General features: G+C 66.6%; 15 protein-coding genes. 5 read left to right on the top strand and 10 right to left on the bottom strand.

Annotated features, from left to right (window positions below):
- Nucleotides 1–18 precede the first annotated feature (18 nt).
- The gene (locus ABWW33_RS03030; protein WP_353398699.1) at nucleotides 19–654 is read left to right on the top strand and encodes a LysE family translocator; all 636 of its coding nucleotides are present in this window, start codon (nucleotides 19–21) and stop codon (nucleotides 652–654) included.
- Between the two features lie 188 nt (nucleotides 655–842).
- Nucleotides 843–2,273 carry an aldehyde dehydrogenase family protein gene (locus tag ABWW33_RS03025; RefSeq protein ID WP_353398697.1) on the top strand — a complete coding sequence of 477 codons (1,431 nt, stop codon included), beginning with the start codon at nucleotides 843–845 and terminating at the stop codon, nucleotides 2,271–2,273.
- Here ABWW33_RS03025 and ABWW33_RS03020 read toward each other — a convergent pair.
- The 6 genes from ABWW33_RS03020 to ABWW33_RS02995 all read right to left on the bottom strand — a co-directional run bounded on the left by ABWW33_RS03020 (nucleotide 2,248) and on the right by ABWW33_RS02995 (nucleotide 13,195).
- Nucleotides 2,248–2,484 (bottom strand): hypothetical protein, encoded by a 237-nt coding sequence (locus ABWW33_RS03020; RefSeq protein ID WP_353398694.1) that lies wholly within the window; start codon nucleotides 2,482–2,484, stop codon nucleotides 2,248–2,250. The two genes, ABWW33_RS03025 and ABWW33_RS03020, sit on opposite strands and share 26 nt — an antisense overlap.
- A gap of 107 nt (nucleotides 2,485–2,591) precedes the next feature.
- Nucleotides 2,592–10,082 carry a two-partner secretion domain-containing protein gene (locus ABWW33_RS03015; RefSeq protein ID WP_353398692.1) on the bottom strand — a complete coding sequence of 2,497 codons (7,491 nt, stop codon included), beginning with the start codon at nucleotides 10,080–10,082 and terminating at the stop codon, nucleotides 2,592–2,594.
- Between the two features lie 147 nt (nucleotides 10,083–10,229).
- Complete coding sequence (locus tag ABWW33_RS03010; protein WP_353398690.1) at nucleotides 10,230–11,441, bottom strand: glycosyltransferase; 1,212 nt, start codon at nucleotides 11,439–11,441, stop codon at nucleotides 10,230–10,232.
- Between the two features lie 3 nt (nucleotides 11,442–11,444).
- The gene (locus ABWW33_RS03005) at nucleotides 11,445–12,101 is read right to left on the bottom strand and encodes an HAD family hydrolase (RefSeq protein WP_353399243.1); all 657 of its coding nucleotides are present in this window, start codon (nucleotides 12,099–12,101) and stop codon (nucleotides 11,445–11,447) included.
- A gap of 5 nt (nucleotides 12,102–12,106) precedes the next feature.
- The gene (locus tag ABWW33_RS03000; protein WP_353398688.1) at nucleotides 12,107–12,748 is read right to left on the bottom strand and encodes an FABP family protein; all 642 of its coding nucleotides are present in this window, start codon (nucleotides 12,746–12,748) and stop codon (nucleotides 12,107–12,109) included.
- Nucleotides 12,749–12,775: 27 nt separating this feature from the next.
- On the bottom strand, nucleotides 12,776–13,195 hold the full coding sequence (locus ABWW33_RS02995; RefSeq protein ID WP_176650800.1) for an ATP-binding protein: 420 nt from the start codon (nucleotides 13,193–13,195) through the stop codon (nucleotides 12,776–12,778).
- A 40-nt stretch (nucleotides 13,196–13,235) separates the two neighbouring features.
- On the opposite strand from ABWW33_RS02995, the gene ABWW33_RS02990 reads away from it, so the two are divergent.
- Both ABWW33_RS02990 and ABWW33_RS02985 read left to right on the top strand, forming a co-directional pair.
- Nucleotides 13,236–13,673 (top strand): FecR family protein, encoded by a 438-nt coding sequence (locus ABWW33_RS02990; RefSeq protein ID WP_176650799.1) that lies wholly within the window; start codon nucleotides 13,236–13,238, stop codon nucleotides 13,671–13,673.
- Between the two features lie 3 nt (nucleotides 13,674–13,676).
- Nucleotides 13,677–14,264 carry an OmpA family protein gene (locus ABWW33_RS02985; protein WP_353398686.1) on the top strand — a complete coding sequence of 196 codons (588 nt, stop codon included), beginning with the start codon at nucleotides 13,677–13,679 and terminating at the stop codon, nucleotides 14,262–14,264.
- Here ABWW33_RS02985 and ABWW33_RS02980 read toward each other — a convergent pair.
- Genes ABWW33_RS02980 through ABWW33_RS02970 form a run of 3 tightly spaced genes read right to left on the bottom strand, consistent with a single transcriptional unit; the run spans nucleotide 14,261 to nucleotide 17,714 of the window.
- A complete protein-coding gene (locus ABWW33_RS02980) occupies nucleotides 14,261–16,387 on the bottom strand; it encodes a CHASE2 domain-containing protein (RefSeq protein WP_353398683.1) in 2,127 nt (708 codons plus the stop codon). The genes ABWW33_RS02985 and ABWW33_RS02980 overlap by 4 nt on opposite strands.
- A gap of 8 nt (nucleotides 16,388–16,395) precedes the next feature.
- The gene (locus ABWW33_RS02975; protein ID WP_176650796.1) at nucleotides 16,396–17,364 is read right to left on the bottom strand and encodes an MBL fold metallo-hydrolase; all 969 of its coding nucleotides are present in this window, start codon (nucleotides 17,362–17,364) and stop codon (nucleotides 16,396–16,398) included.
- Complete coding sequence (locus ABWW33_RS02970) at nucleotides 17,361–17,714, bottom strand: STAS domain-containing protein (protein ID WP_176650795.1); 354 nt, start codon at nucleotides 17,712–17,714, stop codon at nucleotides 17,361–17,363. Before ABWW33_RS02970 ends, ABWW33_RS02975 begins: the two co-directional genes overlap by 4 nt.
- Nucleotides 17,715–17,837: 123 nt before the next feature.
- On the opposite strand from ABWW33_RS02970, the gene ABWW33_RS02965 reads away from it, so the two are divergent.
- Nucleotides 17,838–19,136: an NCS2 family permease gene (locus tag ABWW33_RS02965; RefSeq protein WP_176650794.1), complete on the top strand. Its 1,299-nt coding sequence runs from the start codon at nucleotides 17,838–17,840 to the stop codon at nucleotides 19,134–19,136.
- On the opposite strand, the gene ABWW33_RS02960 is transcribed toward ABWW33_RS02965, so the two are convergent.
- Nucleotides 19,126–19,410 carry a hypothetical protein gene (locus tag ABWW33_RS02960; RefSeq protein ID WP_176650793.1) on the bottom strand — a complete coding sequence of 95 codons (285 nt, stop codon included), beginning with the start codon at nucleotides 19,408–19,410 and terminating at the stop codon, nucleotides 19,126–19,128. The two genes, ABWW33_RS02965 and ABWW33_RS02960, sit on opposite strands and share 11 nt — an antisense overlap.
- Nucleotides 19,411–19,441: the final 31 nt, after the last annotated feature.

The raw sequence follows: 19,441 nt of genomic DNA, 5'->3' as shown, positions 1-19,441 counted from the left end.
TCACCACAGGAGCATGCAATGAATCAAACCGCCAATCTCTGGTTGTATTTTGTCGTGGTCTTCGGCGTCATCGCGCTGCCGGGGTTGGACATGGCCTTCGTCATGGGCAGTTCGATGCTGGGCGGGCGCCGTTCCGGCATGGCGGCGGTGGGCGGCATCATCGCCGCCGGCTTTTGCCATCTGTGCATGGGCGCGCTGGGCGTAGCCATGGTGCTGCAATACTGGCCGCCGCTGTTCAAGATCATGCTGCTGACGGGCGCCGTCTACATCGCCTGGATGGGCTGGAGCCTGCTGCGCAGCGACAGCGTGTTCCATCCGGCGCCGGGCGCCGAAGCGATGGCCGACGCCGTCATCTTCCGCCGCGCGCTGACCACCAGCCTGCTGAATCCGAAAGCCTACATCTTCATGCTGGCGATCTTCCCGCAATTCCTGAAGCCGGGCCAGGGGCCGTTGTGGGTGCAGTCGGGCGTGCTGGGCGGCATCACGGCGCTGACGCAGCTGGGCGTCTACGGTGCGCTGGCCTATGCCGCCAGCGGTGCCAGCGGCTGGTTTGCCGCGCATCCCGCGGCCTCGACCGTCGCAGCCCGCGTCATGGGCGCATTGCTGATGCTGACCGCCGTGCTCAGCGCGAGCCAGGCCTGGGCCATGGCTTGACAACAAAAAAGGCCGGACCCCGTCGAGGTCCGGCCTTTCCGACATCCGCCCTACCAGAGGCAATGTTTCAAAGCTATCATTTCTTACAACACTAGTTACTATTTTACATCAGATTGTGACCAGCAGGTAAAAATTTTGATAACGGAGGATAATGCTGCTTCCCCACCTCATCATGTAAAGCGGAGCCCATGAAACAACTGTATATCAACGGCGCCTGGCTGGACGGCGCCAGCAGTTCAGCCAACATCAACCCATCCAATACCAACGACATCATCGACCACTATGCGGTGGCCGATGCGCAGCAGACCGAGCTGGCGATTGCCGCCGCCGCTGCCGCCGCGCCCGGCTGGGCGCTGTCGAACATCCAGATGCGCGCCGACGCGCTCGACAAGATCGGCAGCGAAATCCTGGCCCGCCGCGAAGAGCTGGGCATCCTGCTGTCGCGCGAGGAAGGAAAAACCAAGCCGGAAGGCATCGGCGAGGTGGTCCGCGCCGGCAATATCTTCAAGTTCTTTGCGGCCGAATGCCTGCGCCTGCGCGGCGACAAGATCCCGTCGGTACGCCCCAACCTCGACGTCGAAGTGACGCGCGAACCGGTCGGCGTGGTCGGCATCATCGCGCCGTGGAATTTCCCGATCGCGATTCCATCGTGGAAGATCGCGCCGGCGCTGGCCTACGGCAACTGCGTGGTGATGAAGCCGGCCGAACTGGTGCCGGGCAGCACTTGGGCGCTGACCGAGATCATCAGCCGCGGCGGCCTGCCTCCGGGCGTGTTCAACCTGGTCATGGGCCATGGCGCCGTGGTCGGCGCCGCGCTGCTGAACGACCGCCGCGTCAAAGCCATCAGCTTCACCGGCTCGGTCGCCACCGGCAAGAAGGTGGCGATGGCGGCGATGGGCCGGCTGGCCAAGGTGCAGATCGAAATGGGCGGCAAGAATCCGCTGGTCATCCTCGACGATGCCGACCTCGCCACCGCCGTCTACTGCGCGGTGCAAGGCTCGTATTTCTCCACCGGCCAGCGCTGCACGGCATCCAGTAGGTTAATCGTCGGCAAGAACATCTATCCGCGCTTCGTCGAGGCGGTCAAGCAGGAATTGGCCAAGCTGGCGGTCGGCGACGCATTGGCCGCCGGCACCGACATCGGCCCGGTGGTCGACGCCAACCAGCTGGAACAGGACATGAACTATATCCGCATCGGCAAGGACGAAGGCGCGACCCTGGCCTACGGCGGCGAACGCCTGGATGGCCCGTCGCCCGGCTTCTACCTGCGCCCCGCCCTGCTGACGGACGCCAGCAACGACATGCGCATCAGCCGCGAGGAAATCTTCGGCCCGGTTGCCAGCGTAATTCCGGCCGACAGCTACGAGCATGCGCTATTCCTGGCCAACGACACCGAGTTCGGCTTGTCGAGCGGCATCGTCACCACCTCGCTCAAGCACGCGACGCACTTCAAACGCCACGCGCAGGCCGGCATGGTGATGGTCAACGTGCCGACGGCGGGTGTCGACTATCACGTGCCGTTCGGCGGCAGCAAGGCGTCCAGCTACGGCTCGCGCGAGCAAGGCACTTACGCGGCCGAGTTCTTTACCACCGTCAAGACGGCTTACTGCGGCGTGTAGCGCGCGTCGTATTGCTGCGCCGGTGGCCGGTGCCGGTTCGGGGAGGCCGGGTATCCTTGGCCTCCTTGGTCTCTCCGGCCTCGGCGCGCTGCTTGTTGACGATGCGGGCCGCGACTTCCTCCTCGCGGCCCTTGTAGCGCCCTTCTTCCTCGAATTTGTGCTCCAGTTCCTTGTATTCCCGTTCGCGCTTGGGACTCGCTCCTCTGGGCATGATGGTCTCCCTGCATTGGACTCGGATGTCACCATCGTAAACTGGCAACGGCGACAACGGCGCACGCCTGCGCCCCGTTATCGCCGCCATCCTGCCGCCAACACGCATCAATTGCAGTAGGTCTTTTTCTGCACCTCTTTCTTGGTTTCAGTCTTTTGCGCGACGACGTCTTCTTTCTTGACGTCTTTTTTCTCGCTGTCGTCCGGCGTGCTGGACGTCGCGGCCGGGCCGCCGGTCGACGACGTGGTGCCCGAGTCGTTACCGCTGCTGCCGCTACCGCCACCGCTGGAAGTCCGCGCCACAATCGGCACGACTGGTGCGCCGCCGGCCGGCGTCACCGCGTTGATCACGTTGATGGTGGTGTTGAGCGCTTGCGCGATCGGCCCATCAGACTGGGACTGGACCGGCGGCACGACCACCACGCAGCCGGCGGCGTTCGGGTTGCTCAAGCACACATTCACAGGCGGCAACACGACGCTGCAACCGGCAAGCGTCGGCGTGCTGGTGCACTGTGCCAGCGTCGGCAGGACGGCGCTGCAGCCGGCCGTGGTCGGCGCGCTGCTGCAGGTTGCCAGCGATGGCAACACGGCGGAGCAACCGGCGGCGCTCGGCGTAGCGACACAAACAGCCAGGTCAGGCAGGACCGCCGAGCAGCCCGCCGTGCCTGGGACCGCCACGCAGACGCTCAGCGGCGGCAGCACGGCCGAGCAACCGGCCAGGGTCGGCGTGGCGACGCATGCCGCCAGGCCTGGCAACACAGCGGAACAACCGGTCAACGTCGGCGTGATCGTGCAAGCCGCCACCGACGGCAGCACAGCCGAGCAGCCCGGCAAGGTCGGTGCGGCCGAACAAGCCGCCACCGTTGGCAACACGGCCGAGCAACCCGGCAGTGTCGGCGCGGCGGAGCAAGCGGCCACGGTCGGCAACACGGCCGAGCAACCAGGCAGCGTCGGCGCGGCAGCGCAGGCGGCCACGGTCGGCAGCACGGCCGAGCAACCCGGCAGTGTCGGCGTCGCAGTGCAGGCGGCCACGGTCGGCAGCACAGCCGAGCAACCAGGCAGCGTCGTTGCCGCAGCGCAAGCGGCCACGGTAGGCAGCACGACAGAACATCCCGGCAAGGTCGGCGCGGCAGCGCACACGGCGAGAGTCGGCAGCACGGCCGAACAACCGGCCGTGGTCGGCGCGGCAACACATACGCTCACACTCGGCAGCACCGCGCTGCAACCGGCGGTGGTCGGATCGGTCATGCAGACGGCTAGAGCAGGCAAGACGGCCGAACAGCCGGGCGTCGTTGGCGCACTGACGCAGACGGCCAGGCCTGGCAATACGGCTGAACAGCCGGCGGTCGTCGGCGCTGCGGTGCAAACGGCCAGGCCTGGCAACACTACGGAGCAACCTTCTGTCGTCGGTGCGCTGGTGCAGACGGCCAGGCTGGGCAGGACGCTGGAGCAACCGCTCAACGTCGGATTGGCGATGCAGGCGGCCACGGTCGGTGGCGGTACCTGCGTCGACGGGACGAACAGGTGCGAGCTGGCGTTGCCGCCGGCCGGCACGTGCGCGCCGGTGACGCCGTTCGCGTTGATGGTGATATTGCCGCCGCTGGAGGTGACGTTCTGCGCGAAATTAATCTGGTCCAGGGAATTGCTGGAGCCGGCGGAACCGGCCGTCAGGTCGATATTGCCGGTCGCGGCAAGGTCGCCATTGATAGTCAACGGATGGCCGGTGGCCGTGCTCAGCGCCAGCGTACCGGTGGTGGTCACGACGTCGCCCGACGCCGCCGAGGCTGGCCCAACGACCAGGTTCGACAGGCTGGCGACGCGGATGCCGGCCGCCGGCGCCGTCAGCGAGGCGATGCGCGGCACGGTGGTATGCAAGCCGCCGGCGCCATCGATGGCGCCGATGCCCGCGCCGCGCGTGGAGGTGCCGTTGGCCGTGACGCTGAGGGTGCCGGCGGTGATATCGTTGGTACCAGTACCGCCGTACACGGCCCCGTGCGAAGTCAGTCCGACATCGCCGCTGCCGGCGTTGATCAGTTGAGAGATGGTCAGTTCGCTGGTGGCGCCGCCGCCGGCTGTCAACGCCACATTGCCGCCCATCGTGTGCACGCCGCTCAAGGAACCGCCACCCGACTCGATCAGCGTATTGGCCGGCAACACTCCGACCGTGAAGCCCGCGCTATTGCTGTACGAGATGGCCGTGCCATTGGTTTCTGCCGCCAGCGTCGAGATCAGGTTGCCCGCGTCACCCAGCGTGACGATCCCGCCCGCCGACAGACCCAGCGTGTTGACCACGATAGGCCCACCCTGGGTGATGGTGCCGCCGCTGCCAAGGCCGATCATCGTGGTGACCGGATTGATGTCGGTCGCGACGGCCGTGCCGGCGGTGGTGATGCCGGCCACATAGAGATCTCCCGGCGCTTCGGAGTCGCCGTAACGGCGGCCGATGCCGATATTCGGCGCGACCACGCGGTCGAGCCGGGTGATCGCCAGGCAGCCGCCCACCCCGCCCACCTGGCAGGTGGCCGAACCCACCGTGATCGGCCGGCCCGTGGTGTGCGGCTGCAGCACCACGGTGTTCCCGGTGACCGTGTCGTTGAGCGTCAGGTTGTCCGTCTCCAGCGACGCGCTGGCGGTGCCGACGTCGACCGGTTTGCTGATGATCAGCGAATGGGTGATGAAGCCGGTCGACAGTTCCAGGTCCTGGTTATTGGTCGACAGTCCGTTGATGGTGGTCACGCCATCGATGGCGGTCACGCTGCCGACGGTCAGGTTGTTGGCGACATAGATTTCCGACGGCCCCTTGACGCCGGCGCCGCCCTGGTTCAGCGCTCCGCCCAAGGCGGTGAAGCTATTGGTGATCAGGTTCAGCTCGGCCGGTCCCGCCGCCTCCAGCACCAGCGTGCCGCTGGATACGATCAGCGGCGCGCCGACGTTCTGGCTGATGCCGGCGCCGTCGGACTTGAGCTTGATAGTCTGGCCAGCCCCGGAAGTGACGCCGCTGACGCCGTCGACCGTCTCGACCGAGATCTGGTTGGCGGAGCGGTAAGCGAACGAACCGCTGGTGGAGCCGGCGATGCGGCCGGTGCCGTTGGCCTGGTCCAGCGCGACGTCGGTGCCGGTGAACGCGACTCTGGTGATGCCGCCGATGGTGGCGCCGGCGCTCTGCGTGATGGCGCCGCCGGAGGTCAGATGCAAAGCCGAGCCGACGTGCTCGAACGCGCCGCCGCTGCCATTGCCCAGCGCCGATTCGATGGCGACCGCGCCGGAAGTGGACGAGCCGATGCGCAGGATGGGCGCGTTCACGCCGTTAAGTTCGCTGCTGGTCAGGCGCAGCACGCCGCTGCTGTCGGCCGCCAGCGCGCCCACCTTGACCGATACTCCGGCGGTGTGCGGCGCCAGGGCGACGCCGCTGGTGCTGGTGATGGTGCCCGCCAGGCTCATGTTGTCGGCCGTGATCAGCGGCGTCGCGCCGCCGCTGGAAATCGAAGTGCCGGCCTGGGTGGTGAACACGCCGTCCACGCTGCCGGCATCGATGGTCAGCCCGCCGCCCGCCGTCGCTATGCTGGAGGTGCCATTGAGGGTGACGCCGGTCGTGCCCTGCATGTACAGCACGCTGCCATTGGTGGCGATGCTGCCATTGCCGCTCATGACCACGCCGCCCAGCGCGTTGAACACGGTTGTGCCGTGAGTCTGCAGCTGACCGCCATTGCCGATCGTGATCGTTTTCGATGCGTTGGCGTTGGCGATGGTCGCCTGTCCCGTCGTCAGCACGTCGTTGATGAACACGTTGCCGCTGCCGCCGTTGAGCGAGAGCATGCCGTTCAGGGCGCCGCCGTTGTACAGATCCAGCGCGCCCGCGATGGTCACGTCGGCGGTCTGCGAGCCATTGCCGAGATAAATGTAACCGGTGGTGTCGATGGTGCGCAGTTCGGCCTCGGTCAGGCCGAGCACCCGCGTGCCGGGCGCGCCGCTGACATCGGTGGCGCCCGTGCCCGCGCGGATCAGCGTATCGCCGCTGCCCGGTCCGATGGCGACGCCGCCGCTGCCCGCATGCAAGGCGCTGCCGGTGAAGGACATGGCGTCGGCCTTCAGGTTGATCAAGCCGCCGCCGCTGCTGACGCTGGAGCTGGCCGGCATGGTCAGCTGGGCGTTGGTGTCGAACGCGAACAGCTGGATGCCGCCGCCGTTGCTGGCGATAGGCTGCGATGCCACCAGCGAAATCCCGCCCGATCCGTAGACCGCGATGCTGCCGCCGGCGCTGGTGATGGATTTGTTGATGCTCGTCGTGTAGCCGCTGGCGTTGTCCAGATACACAAGGCCGGCGCCTTGCTGATCGATGCCGTAGCTGCTGGCCCCGCCCACCGACAAATTGGTGCCGCTGTTGGACAGCCGTATCACTCCCGAGGACGTGTTTTGCGCCTGCACGCTGTCGCTCATGATCGCGAGCGGGACAGAATTGCTGGCGCCGTAAATACCAGTGGCGGCCTTCATGTCCAGCGCGCCGGCCTTGATGACGTTGCTGTTCAGCATCTGGATCGCGCCGGCGCTGGTCAGCGACACGCTGCCGTTGCCTCCGGCTGAGCTCGAACGGGCGTCGAGCGCGCTGTCGGCGCCCAGTATCATGTCGCCGCCGTTGGCGGTCAGCGTGACGTTGCCGGCGTTGAGCGCGGCCGTGCTGATGCCGCGCGCCGTCAACGCCTGCTGGGCCACCATGCTGATGCTGCCGGTGGACGAGACCACGCTGCCCAGGTTGATATTCTGCGTCGCCAGCAGGTTCACGGTGCCGCCGGTGAGGATGGAGCTGGTGTCGCTGGCGAGGCTGCCGGACGTGTCCAGCGTCAAATTCGCCGTGCCGGCGCTCAGGTTGCCGGCGATGGTCAGGTCGTTGGTCGCCCCGATGCTGATGGCGGCGTTGCTGCCGTAGTGCGAGGCCGAGTTCAGGCTCATCCTGCCGGTGTGCGCCAGGTACAAGCCTTGCGGGCCGGCAGCCGAGGCGCCGATATGGAAGTCGGTGGTATCGCTGTTGAGCGCGTTGGTCAGCAAAGGCAGGCCCGAGGTGCCGATCGCGCCGGTGCTGCTGTTCTGCAGCATGATGCTGTCCGCGCTGATGACGCTGGAGGCGCCGGTGCGCGTGATCGCGCCAGTACCGCCGGCATTGAGCGCGACGTAGCCCGAGGCTCCGGCATTGATCGTGCCGGCCACCTCGATGCCGAAGGCGGAAGCCGCGGTGGTCGAGATGTCGACCGCCGCGTTGGACGCGGCGGTGCTGACCGAGGCAATCGACAATGCACGGTTGTTGACCAGCGTGATGTTGCCGGTGCCGGTGACGCCGGCGGTCAGCGAGCCGATCTCATTTTGCGTTCCCGCCAGGTTGGTGCCGGTGGCGCTGTTGATGACGGTGGCGCCGCCCTTGACGATGCCGCTGCCCAGCACCTGCCCGCTGGTGGCGGTCAGCGTCAGCGCGGAGACTCCCGAATTGCCGGCCGTGACGCCGTAGGTCGTGTCCGATACCGTCAGGTCGCCCGTCAGCGCCGTCAGGCTCAGGGGCGCGGTGCCGAAGCTGAGCACGCCGTGCGAACCGCTGACCACGCCGACCGTCAAGGCGCCGGAATTGACGAAACTAAAACCCGACGGCGCATTGCTGTAACCGGCCAGGGTAGTCAGATTGTTGGCAGTGTGATTGAGGGTAACCGCGCCCTCGTCGGCGATGATCAGCGCCGACGGCGCGCTGATCTCCGCGGTTTGGGTGATGTCGCCCTTGTAGTCGCGGAAATTGAGGGTGCCGGACGGCGCCGACACGATCGAGTCGATGGCCAGGCCGCCGGTGACGGTGGCCACGCCGGTCATGATCTCGACAGAGCCACCGCTGGAGCTGACGCCGACCTGCGTCGGGATCGCGCCGCCCGCCACCGTGCCGATCGTCAACGCGTCGGCGTCGTGATAGGAGAAGCCGGTGGCGCCCGAACCGGCCAGGGTGCCGACGGTGTTGCCGTTGTGGGTCAGGGTCACGCTGCCGGTATCTGCGATCGCCGCCAATGTCGGCACCGAGATCACCGAGGTCTGGGTGATGTTGCCGCCCGTCGTGTACAGCGACAGTTTGCCGCCCCCGGTATTGGTCACCTGCGAATTGATCGCGATGCCGGTGGTGGCAGACAAGGTCAGCTCGCTGGAGTTGGACCAGCTGACCGGGCTCAGCACCGTGATGGAGCCGGTGCCAGTGTAGACGTTGACGTCCGATATGGCAAGCTGGTTCGTCAGCGTCAACGGCGTCAGCACGGCCGGAGTATTGTTGGCCTCGTAGACGAAAGGCGAGCCGCCGGTTTGCGTGATGTAGGTGTCGCTGCCGGTGGTGATGGAAATATTATTCGGATCCAGCAGCAGCGTGCCCATCTTGCCCCGGGCCGCGCGCAGGTCGACCGTGCCGCGAAAATCGAGGAATTGCTTGCCGGACGACTCGGCGATGCCGCCATTGCCTCCGGCCGCCCCGCCCCGCGCCGACACTTGCCCGGCCATCGACGTGGCGCCGTCGGCCCAGACCACCACCTTGCCGCCGTCGCCGCGCGCGATCGCGTCGGCCTGGATGCGGGCGTCGGCCCCTACCACGGTTTGCTGCGCGTTCTGCACCGCCGCGTTCTTGCCTTGATAGTCGCCGCCGACCAGCACGGTGCCGCCGCCGGTCTGGCCGCTGGCATCGATGCGCGCGTCGCCGGTCAGCGCCACGCGCTGCCCCAGCACGGACACGTCCCCTCCCTGCCCGGCGCCGGTGGCGCTGGTCACGCTGCCCGCTTCCAGCAGCGTGTCGCGGCTGGCCTTGAGGACGATCTTGCCGTTCTCGCCCACCACCGCGCTGTTGGCGTTCAAACGCCCGCGCTGGTTGACCAGCGCGCCGTAGATGCCGATGCGGCCGCCCTGCGCGATCACCTGGCCCAGGTTCAGTGCCGCGTTGTCCGGCGCGCTGACCACCACCTGCACCGATGGATTGCCCGCCTCGACCAATTGCACAGCATGGCCGGCCGCCAGGATCACATCCCCCTGGGGCGAGGTGATGACGCCGCTGTTGTCCACGTTCGGCGCCACCAGGAACACCTGGCCGCCGGACGGCGTGGTGATGCTGCCGGCATTGCTGACCGCGCCCGCGCCGGCGACCGCGGTGAAGTTGTTCCTGCCCGCCAGGAAGTCGGTGTTGGACAGGTTCAGGCTGGACGCGACCAGACCGGCCACGTCGACCCGCGAGTCGCGGCCGAACATCACACCGTTGGGATTAATCAGGAACACGCGGCCGTTCGACTGCAGGGCGCCAAAAATCTGGCTGGGATCCTGCCCCAGGATGCGGTTCAGCACGCTGCTTGAGCTGTTCTGCTGGATGAAGCGGGTCACCTCGCCGGCACCGACCGAAAAACTCTGCCAGTTGATGATGGTGTTGGGCGTGTTGGTGATGGAGTACACATTGCCCTGTTGACCGAATGTCGCCTGGCCGGCCACCACTTGCGGCAGGGTCGGCGTGGCCTGGGCGCCGCCAAAACAGGCGGCTACCAGCAAGGGCAACCATTTGGGACGCAGTGATCCGATCGTCGGGCAGGAAGAGCGGCTGTTCATCATCAGTTCCCCAATCGCGGTGTGCGGCGTCCAGCGCCACGTCATGTGTTTTTAATAACTACGGGATGAATCTGCTGGAGAGAGTGTAGCGCCGTTTATGTTACTGATTGGAATTTTTCAGCCTGACATCCGCGTTAGGGCGAGGAAATCTCAGCTTTGTTGCGTAGAGGCCATTTGCCGCTCGAGCAGCGCCGCGATTTCGTCGTTCATCCGCTTTGGATCGAAGCCCCGGCGGCGTGCCGCGAATGAGCGTGCCGCCAAGCGATAGCTGTCCTGTTCAAGCACCCGCCGCACGGCGCCGCGCCAGTCGCCATCCGGCTGCAGCAAGGCCGCGTTGTAGCCCGCGCCGGAGCGCGCCACCTGGCGCGCGATCAAAAACTGCTCATTCTGCATCGGCAGCATCAGCAGCGGCACACCCGCCAACAGCGCTTGCGCCAGCGTGGCGACGCCACCGTGGGAAATGCATAGGTCGGCTTCGGCCAGCGCCAGCGTCAGGTCGACCGGCGCGTCCGCGTAATGCAGTTGCGGGCTGATGACCGGCGGCGCCGCGCCGCCGGCCACGTCCGGCAGATACACCACCGCGCGGCAGCCCTCATCCACCAGCGCCTGCAGCACCGCGCGGTGCGACGCATGTCCGGCCTTCAGGTAGGCAAACACCTTGCGCCCCTCACCCGGTGGCCAGTGTGGCGCCAATCCGCCCGGCGACAACAGGCTGGGGCCGACCCAGTGCGCGGCCTCGTGTTCGGCGCGGCCGTAGTGATCCAGCTCCGGCCAGGTGCACAGCACGGCAACGTCGCCCAGAAACAGCTCCGCGCCGTGCTCGAAAGGCGCCGCCATCGACGGCAGCAGCAGGTTGGCGTTGCCCACCACGCGGGCTTCGGACGACGACAGGCGCTGCGCGGGGATCGGCTCCCAGTCGCGCAACGGCGGCAGCGACTTGCCCGGCGGCGGGCTGTAAAAGCCGCTGCCGACCGAAGCGCTGCGCAAGCCCAGGCTGCGGGCGGCAAGGATCGCCGTCGGCGCGAAATCGGCTACCACCAGGTCAGGACGCAACTGCCCGAACAGCGCGCGCCAGCCGTCGACCATGCCGCGCAGCGGTGCCGCATCCAGATAGCCGAACAGGAAAAGGATCTCGGCCAGGTTGCCCTGCGTCGGCGGCAGGCCGCTGCTGCCTTGCTGCCACACCGGCGCCTGGAATTTCGGCACGTCCAGGTCGGCCAGCAAGGACCGCGTGTGCGCCAGGTCGCGCAAGCTCAGGGTGACGCGATGGCCGCGCGCCAGCAGCGCCTGCGCCAGCATTTTCAGGCGTCCCGCGTGACCCAGTCCGCCGCCCAGCTCCCAGCACAGGTGCAGGTGGGCCATGGTTCAGCCTTCCGCCATCAGCTGCTCGATTTCGTCCAGCAGCTGCGGCATGGTGTCGACCACGCGATAGGCGCCGGGGAAGTCGTGTCCACGCGTCAGCGCGTTGCGCAGGATGATGCAGCGGATGCCGGCCGCCGTCGCCGCCTGCAGGCCGCGCGGCGAATCCTCCACCACCAGGCAATCGGCGGCGTTCAGCTGCAGCCGCTCGAGCCCCAGCAAATACGGCTCCGGCGAGGGCTTGCTGCTGGCGTAGGATTCATGCGTGAGGACGAATTCAAAATGCGGCATCAGCGCCAGGCGGTCGTGGATGATCTCGAAGTGCTCGCGGTTGGCGCTGGTCACCACGCCCATGCGCAGGCGCGGCGACAGGCTGGCCAGCACGTCGGCCACGCCTTCGATGGCGGGAATGTGCTCGGAAGCCAGTCGGGCGGCATAGCGGCGATTGCGGTCGTTGCGCCATTCTTCGATCTGCGCCTGGCTCAGGCGCGGCTCGATCAGGTGCCACGCGCCGCAGTTGTCGGCCAGGTACCAGTCGAAGAAGTGCTGCTCGCTCAGGGCCAACCCCAGTGGCAGGAACAGATCCCGGTTCGCCTCGTAAAACAGGCGCTCGGTATCCACCAGCACACCGTCGTTGTCCCATAAAATCGCCCGCAGCTTCATCTCGTTCACGCAGGAACGCCGCTCGCCATCGGGTTGGCCAGCGGTTCGGCGACCTTGCTCAGCAGGTTGCGGTCGACGTGATGGAACGGCTCATCCTGGCCGCGTATCATCATCACCGTATCTTCTTCGTAGCCCCAGGTGCCGTCGTCGTTGATGGTGACCTTGATGCGGTACTCCACCGTCTTGAAGCCGTATTCCAGGAACGGGTTGGAACGGATGCCGTAGGTGTCGGACTCCAGCCGCGCCACCAGTTCGAACTCCTTCGCGTCCGGCGCCACCACGGCCGACGCCATGGCGATCTGGCCGCGCGGGATGGCCAGCGTCTGGATCACGGTGCTGGTGGCCGGCTCCCACAGCCAGTAACCGACCTGCTCGTGGTAGGTCTTGGCCTGGCCCGGCTTGTTGATGATGATCAGGTAGCGCAGGCCGTAGAACAGCTGCGGGCCGTTGGTCACGGGATCGATCGGCTGCAGCTCGATGCGTTCGACGTAGGCCTGCTTGCGCGGGCCGTCCGCCTTCGGCTTGATATCGAGGCCGCGCTCACCCTTCCAGATTCCCGCCATCGGCGCCAGCGGGCCGAGGTTGTCGAGGGTGTTGACGTCGATCGCGGACGGTTCGGTGTAAATATCGCTGGAAAACTCGCTCATGCAAAATCCTGTTGGTTGGTGATGACGCTATTGTAAGGCGATCTCGATGCGGTTGCGCCCCCCGCTTCTGGAATAGGCCACCGCGCCGCCCAGTTGGCGTATCAGCAGCAGTCCGACGCCACCGACCTTCTGCTGCTCGACCGGCAGCAGCGGATCGGCCGGCGCAGGTCCTTCGGTCAGCGGATTGAATGGCGCCGCCTCGTCCTCGTAGGCCAGCCGCGCACCGTCCACGCCGACCCATACCGAATGCGCGCTGTCGCCACCGTAGCCATGCAGGATGCTGTTGCGCAGCAGCTCCTCCAGTATCAGCTCGGCGCGGGCAACGACGCCGGGCGCCAGGCCGGCGTGCTGCAGCGCCAGCGCGGCGAACGCCATCGCGCTGGGCACCGCGTCCAGGCGCGCCGGAAACTGCAGCATGTGCGCGGTATCGGTTTCTTTTTTCTCCATATCAATATATTATCGGATTGATCATCCAAGGAGAAGAAACATGTTGAAAGCCGCACTGGCAGCGGTCCTGGTCATCGCTTCCGCCCATGCCGCCGAACCGCCCGCCGGCATGGTCAAGACCACCAAGGGCAAAGCGACTATCGAACGCGAAGGCAAGCAGTCGCCGGCAAGCGCCGGTGCGTCGCTGATGCCCAGCGACCGCGTGATCACCGGCGCCGACGGCAGCGTCGGCATCACGCTGCGCGACGAGACGCTGCTGGCGGTGGGGCCAAACAGCAACGTGTGGCTGGAAAAATACGCCTTCGACCCGACTTCGCACGAGGGCACGCTGGACGCCACCGTCAAACGCGGCACGCTGGGCGTCATTTCCGGCAAGCTGCCCAAGCAATCGCCGGGCGCGGTGCAGTTCCGCACGCCGACGTCCATCCTCGGAGTGCGCGGCACCGAATTCGTCATCGACGTCAAGGACGGAGAATAATCGATGGCGATGTTAATCTGGATCGCCTGCCTGATCGCCGCCGTCTCGCAACAACGCACACCCGCCGAACAAATCACGCTGCTGCCCAACCAGGACGGCAAGCCGAGCGCGGTGATCATCTCCACGGCGGGCGCCGATACGGTGCTAGACAAGCCGTACCAGGTCGCCGCCATCGATAGCAAAGGCGCTACCGTCAGCATCGGCGACATGGCCGATATCAGGAGCCGCTACGAGACAGTGCTGTCGGCGATGCCGCAGCGCGCGGCCGTGTTCACGCTCTACTTCGCCACCGACACCGACGACCTGGTGCCCGAATCGGCGGCGCGGCTGGCGGACGTCAAGGCGCAACTGGGGTCGCGCCCTGCTCCCGAGATCATCGTCATCGGCCATACGGATACCGTGGCCAAGCGCGAATACAACGATGCCTTGTCGCTGCGCCGCGCCGCCGCGGTCAAGCGCATGCTGGTGGAAACCGGCATCGACGAAGAACGCATCGTGGTGCAAGGCCGGGGCGAACGCGAGCCGCTGGTGCCGACCGCCGACGGCGTCGACGAGCCGCGCAACCGCCGCGTCGAGATCCGCGTCCGTTAGCTTGTCGCCGCGCCGTCCCAGCGCAGCACCAGCAAGGTCAGGTCGTCCGAGGCTTCGGCCTGGCCCACGTGCCGGCGCACATCGTCGCGCACCGCCTGCACCACCGCTGCCGGCGGCGACGCCGTCGGCATGCCGCCCAGCAGCCGGTCCAGCCGCTCGTTGCCATACAAATTCCCCGCCTCGTCCATCGCCTCGTTGATACCGTCGGTGGTCAGGCACAGGCACTCTCCCGCCTGCAGCTGGTATTGCTGGACCGGGTATTCGAAATCATCCATCACGCACAGCGGCGGCCCATCGGCGGGCCGCAGCAGCTCGATGCGGCCATCGGCCATCAACCGGCGCGGCGCGTCATGGCCTGCGTTGCACAGCAGGACCTGGCCGGTGGAGGCATCGAGGATGCCGGCCACGCTGGTCACGAACAGCATCTCCGGATTCTCGCGCGACAGCTCCCGGTTGGCGCCGTTCATGATGGCGGCCATGCCATCGGTGCCGCGCAGCGCGACGCTCTTGGACAGCGCCTTCGCCACCACCATGAACAGACTGGCCGGCAGACCCTTGCCCGACACGTCGCCGACCATGAAGAAGACGCGGTCGCGGTCAAGCATGAAAAAGTCATACAGGTCGCCGCCCACCTCGCGCGCCGGTTCCAGCAAGGCATCCAGCGTGAAGCGGCGCTCGCCGGGGAAGGACTGCGCGGCCTGCGGCAGCGTCGCCATCTGGATGCGGCGGGCGGCGCCCAGTTCGCCGGCGGTCTTCGCGGCCGACACACGCGCCGCCTGCAGCGCGTGCTCGCTCAGCTTGCGGTCGCGCACGGCCGCCGCCAGCATGCTGGTCAACAGGCTGAGAGCGACCAGGGCCAGGCCGCAGTCCACGGCGGCGGCGTCGAACAGCAAGCCGGCGCGCGCGAACAGCAGCGCGCCGCCGCCGAACATGCCCAGCGCAATGACGGCCCCTATCGGCACCGATACGCGCAGCCGCAAGCCGGGCATCAGCCACACCAGCAGCAGGCTGAAGATGCCGAACGACGCCACCTCGGCGGCGCGCATCCAGCCGGGACGGCGCAGGAAGGCGCCGTCGAAGAAGCTCTCGATCATCTGCGCGTGCGTGTCGACGCCGGGCATGAAGTCGCCGCGTGCGTTGGTTTTGTAGTCGGTCAGACCCAGCCCGGTCATCGCGACGATGACGATCTTGTCTTGCAGCGCGGCCGGGTCGAGACGGTCCTGCATCAGGTCCAGCGCGGAGATGTAGCGGTCCATCGCCGGCGCGGAAAAATTCACCCAGACCGCGCCGTCGAGCAAGGTCGGCACCCGCAGGTCGCCTACCGACACGCTGTGCACGCCGTCGGAACCGGCTTCGATTTCGAGTGCCTTGGCGCCGGTGGCCACGCGCAGCAGCTCCATCGAAAAAGCCGGCACCAGCGTCTCGCCGACCGCGCCTACCAGCGGCGCCCGCCGCACGATGCCCTTCTCCAGGTTCACCGACAACAAGCCCTGCCCCTTGGCCGCCGCCTGCAGCAACGGCAGGCTGGACATCGCTTGCGGGAATCTCATCACATGCGTCATCACATGCAGCGGCGCGGCACTCATGCCGTTCACGTGCACCGGCCAGACGCGCAGCGCATCGCTGGTACCCGGCTCGGGATGGGCGAAGCCGGCCGCGCCCAGCACCGTCGGCGCCCTCCGCATGGCCGTTGCCAGCACGTCGTCGTAGGCCGGCAGCGCGGCCAGGCCATCGCGCAACGCGCCCGCTGGCAGGCGGGCGGCCAGCGCTTCCGGCGACGTGGTGTCCGGCTCCGGCATCAGGATATCCAGCCCGATAGCCAGCGGCCGCTGCGCATCGATGCGTTCTATCAGTTCCGTCAGGCGCGTGCGAGGCCATGGCCACTGGCCGAATTGCTTCAGCGAGGCTTCATCGATGGCGATGATCTGGACCGGTCCGGACGCGCGCTGGCGCGGCAGATGGACCTGATAGGCGTCGAATAGGGCCTGCCGCAGCTGCGGCAGCGGACCGTCGCCGCCGATGGACAAGGCCAACGCCAGCAGGCCCGCCAGAACCAGCGCCAACGGCCGCCCCTGGCCCGCGCGCAGGCCGCCCAGGACCCGGGTTTGCAAGCGTTGCAGCATGGCCGCGCTTACAGTTCGATTTCCATGCCGTCGTAGGCGGAGACGATTTCCAGCGGCGCCTCGCCGGTGATCTCGGCATAGCGGCGCGTTTCGGCCAGCACGCTGGCGATCTGCGCGTCGTCGTAAATAGGCTCGTGATGGAACAGGCAAAGCTGGTGAACGCCCGCCAGCTGGCACAGCTCGACGCCGACCACATTGCTGGAATGCCCCCAGTCGGCCTTGACCGAAATGGAATCGGCCAGCGAATACATGGCGTCGAAGATCACCAGGTCGGCGTCGCGGAAGAAATCGACGAAGGCCACGCGCTCGGCGGCGTTATCCAGCTTGTGCTCGGAATCGGTACTGTAGATCATGCTCTTGCCGCCGTGCTCAAGGCGGTAGCCGTAGGAGTCGCCGGCATGCAGCTGCAGCTTGGCCGTCACGGTCACGTCGTGCAGTTTCAATGGCACGCCCGGCTCCATGGTGACGAATTCGATGGTGGCGCCCAGTTGATGGAAGCCGACCGGGAAGCTGATGGGCTCCTGCTGGCGGCGGAACGCCGTCTCCAGCTCCTTGTGGCAGCCGTAGATGATGATGCGGTTGCCAGGTATGTAGGCCGGCGTGAAGAACGGGAAGCCCATGATGTGATCCCAATGGAGATGGGACATGAACACATGGTAGGTTTGCGGCTTGGCGGGGCCATACTTGGCCAGCTTGGCGCCGGCCAGCGCGCGCACGCCGGAACCCAGGTCGAGGATGATGTGCTCGTGCACGGTGTCCGGATCCCACACTTCCACCTCGACGCAGCTGGAGTTGCCGCCGTAGGTGCCGCGCACGTCGAAGCCCAGGTCGTTGTCGATATACGACGCCACTTTTTCCGGCGTGTCGAGATTGCGGCCGATGGCGCCCTCGAGCGCCTTCACCAGCTTGGAACGGATCTGCTTGTGATTCAGCGCGACCGGCAGCGAACCGCGCGCACCCCAGATGCGGGCCTTCATGAAGCGCCGCCAACGGCGGCCAGCGCTGCGGGGCGGTCCGGGAATATCTCGAACAGCATGTCGAAACGGCTGATGGTGAACACCTCCAGCACCAGCGGCTGCAGCGCCGCGAGCACCATGCGGCCGCCCTGCGCCTTGACCTGTTTGATGGCCACCATCAGCGCCCGCAAGCCGATGCTGCTGATGTAATTGACGCCGGCGAAATCGATCACCATCGGCGCGCCATCCCTGGTGCAGTCGCGCAGATGCGGATCGAGCGCCAGTTTGAAGGCATCCGCGTGCGTATGATCGATGCGGCCGGCTGGGCTCAGCACCAGCGTGCGCCCCTCTTGTCGTGGCTGAAGTTCCATGTTGATGACCCGTGCTCCGTGCTCGTGAGATACTGATTAAGGGTTAAAGTGTACCAAATATCAGTAGTTATTTTGGTATTTTCGCATCTTTTTTGTGCAAGAAGCAATTCCCAGGGGGAACGTATGCGGCCGCTCGACAAATATTTCAAGCTCGCAGAGCACGGCAGCAATGTCCGCACCGAAGTGGTGGCCGGCATCACCACCTTCCTGACGATGGCCTACATCATCTTCGTCAATCCCGCGATCCTGGGCGACGCCGGCGTGCCGAAGGACGCCGTCTTCGTCGCCACCTGCCTGGCCGCCGCGCTGGGCACCATCATCATGGGCCTGTACGCCAACTACCCGATCGGCATGGCGCCGGGCATGGGGCTCAACGCCTACTTCGCCTATGCCGTGGTGCTGGGCATGGGCGTGCCGTGGCAGTCGGCGCTGGGCGCCGTGTTCATCTCGGGCTGCCTGTTCCTGCTGGTGACCCTGTTCAAGGTGCGCGAGCAGATCGTCAACGGCATTCCGCACTCGCTGCGGGTGGCGATCACCGTCGGCCTGGGCCTGTTCCTGGCGCTGATCGCGATGAAGAGCGCCGGCCTGGTGGTCGCCAGCCCCGAGACGCTGGTGCGCGTGGGCGACATGCACAAGCCGCAGACCATCATGGCGGTGGCCGGTTTCCTGCTGATCGTTACGCTGGACCGTCTGCGGGTGCCGGGCGCCCTGCTGATCGGCATTATCGCCGTGACGGTGCTGAGCTTTTTCTACGGCGGGAATACCTTCCACGGCTTCATGTCGATGCCGCCTTCGCTGGCGCCGACGCTGCTCCAGCTGGATCTGAAGGGCGCCGCCAACATCGGCCTGCTCAATGTGGTGCTGGTGTTCTTCCTGGTTGAACTGTTCGACGCCACCGGCACCTTGATGGGCGTGGCCAGCCGCGCGGGGCTGCTGGTCGGCGGCCGGATGGCGCGCCTGAACAAGGCGCTGCTGGCCGACAGCTGCGCCATCGTGGCCGGCTCGATGCTCGGCACCTCCAGCACCACCGCCTATCTCGAAAGCGCGGCCGGCGTGCAGGCCGGCGGCCGTACGGGTTTGACGGCGCTGGTGGTCGCGCTGCTGTTCCTGGCGGCCTTGTTCTTCGCCCCCATCGCCGGCGTGGTGCCGGCCTACGCCACCGCCCCGGCGCTGCTGTTCGTCGCCTGCCTGATGCTGCGCGACCTGGTCGACGTGGACTGGAACGAGACCACCGAGAGCGTGCCGGCGGCCATCACCGCGCTGGTGATCCCGTTCACCTATTCGATCGCCCATGGCATCGCGTTCGGCTTCATCACCTACGCCGGCCTGAAGTTGTTGACCGGCCGCGCGCGCGAGGTCAAGCCGGTGGTGTGGGTGATCGCCGGCGTGTTCCTGTTCAAATACGCTTACCTTACTGGCTAACTGCTGTCCTCTCGCGGGATGCCACCAAGGTGGGCATTTCGCGTATCGCCAGCACGCCGATGACGTTGTGCAGCCGCATGCGGCACAGCGTCAGCGGATCTTCCTCCGCCGCCGCCAGCCGCAGTTGCACGTCCACCCCTTGCGCGGTGGCCGTCGTGCGCAGGCTGCGCAACTCTATCCCCAGCCGCCGCACAATCGCCAGCACGGCTTCCAGCGTGGCGATCGGATCGTCCGGCTCTATGCAAAAACGGTAGCTTTTTTGTGTGGTATTCATGCCACCAGAATATCCGGGAAGCGTCAAAATA

Origin of the sequence: Duganella hordei (genome assembly GCF_040369125.1) — a bacterium.
GTDB lineage: Bacteria > Pseudomonadota > Gammaproteobacteria > Burkholderiales > Burkholderiaceae_D > Rugamonas > Rugamonas hordei.
The sequence above is the reverse complement of the archived record's forward strand: the minus strand, read 5'-3'. Positions and strand labels throughout refer to the sequence as shown.

Excerpts from the sequence above, each read along its gene's own strand:
- ABWW33_RS03030 (WP_353398699.1), top strand. The coding sequence starts at position 19 with ATGAATCAAACCGCCAATCTCTGGTTGTATTTTGTCGTGGTCTTCGGC.
- ABWW33_RS02985 (WP_353398686.1), top strand. The coding sequence starts at position 13,677 with ATGGCGATGTTAATCTGGATCGCCTGCCTGATCGCCGCCGTCTCGCAA.
- ABWW33_RS03025 (WP_353398697.1), top strand. The coding sequence starts at position 843 with ATGAAACAACTGTATATCAACGGCGCCTGGCTGGACGGCGCCAGCAGT.
- ABWW33_RS02995 (WP_176650800.1), bottom strand. The coding sequence starts at position 13,195 with ATGGAGAAAAAAGAAACCGATACCGCGCACATGCTGCAGTTTCCGGCG.
- ABWW33_RS02970 (WP_176650795.1), bottom strand. The coding sequence starts at position 17,714 with ATGGAACTTCAGCCACGACAAGAGGGGCGCACGCTGGTGCTGAGCCCA.
- ABWW33_RS02980 (WP_353398683.1), bottom strand. The coding sequence starts at position 16,387 with ATGCTGCAACGCTTGCAAACCCGGGTCCTGGGCGGCCTGCGCGCGGGC.
- ABWW33_RS02975 (WP_176650796.1), bottom strand. The coding sequence starts at position 17,364 with ATGAAGGCCCGCATCTGGGGTGCGCGCGGTTCGCTGCCGGTCGCGCTG.
- ABWW33_RS03005 (WP_353399243.1), bottom strand. The coding sequence starts at position 12,101 with ATGAAGCTGCGGGCGATTTTATGGGACAACGACGGTGTGCTGGTGGAT.
- ABWW33_RS02965 (WP_176650794.1), top strand. The coding sequence starts at position 17,838 with ATGCGGCCGCTCGACAAATATTTCAAGCTCGCAGAGCACGGCAGCAAT.
- ABWW33_RS03000 (WP_353398688.1), bottom strand. The coding sequence starts at position 12,748 with ATGAGCGAGTTTTCCAGCGATATTTACACCGAACCGTCCGCGATCGAC.
- ABWW33_RS03015 (WP_353398692.1), bottom strand. The coding sequence starts at position 10,082 with ATGATGAACAGCCGCTCTTCCTGCCCGACGATCGGATCACTGCGTCCC.
- ABWW33_RS03020 (WP_353398694.1), bottom strand. The coding sequence starts at position 2,484 with ATGCCCAGAGGAGCGAGTCCCAAGCGCGAACGGGAATACAAGGAACTG.
- ABWW33_RS02960 (WP_176650793.1), bottom strand. The coding sequence starts at position 19,410 with ATGAATACCACACAAAAAAGCTACCGTTTTTGCATAGAGCCGGACGAT.
- ABWW33_RS02990 (WP_176650799.1), top strand. The coding sequence starts at position 13,236 with ATGTTGAAAGCCGCACTGGCAGCGGTCCTGGTCATCGCTTCCGCCCAT.
- ABWW33_RS03010 (WP_353398690.1), bottom strand. The coding sequence starts at position 11,441 with ATGGCCCACCTGCACCTGTGCTGGGAGCTGGGCGGCGGACTGGGTCAC.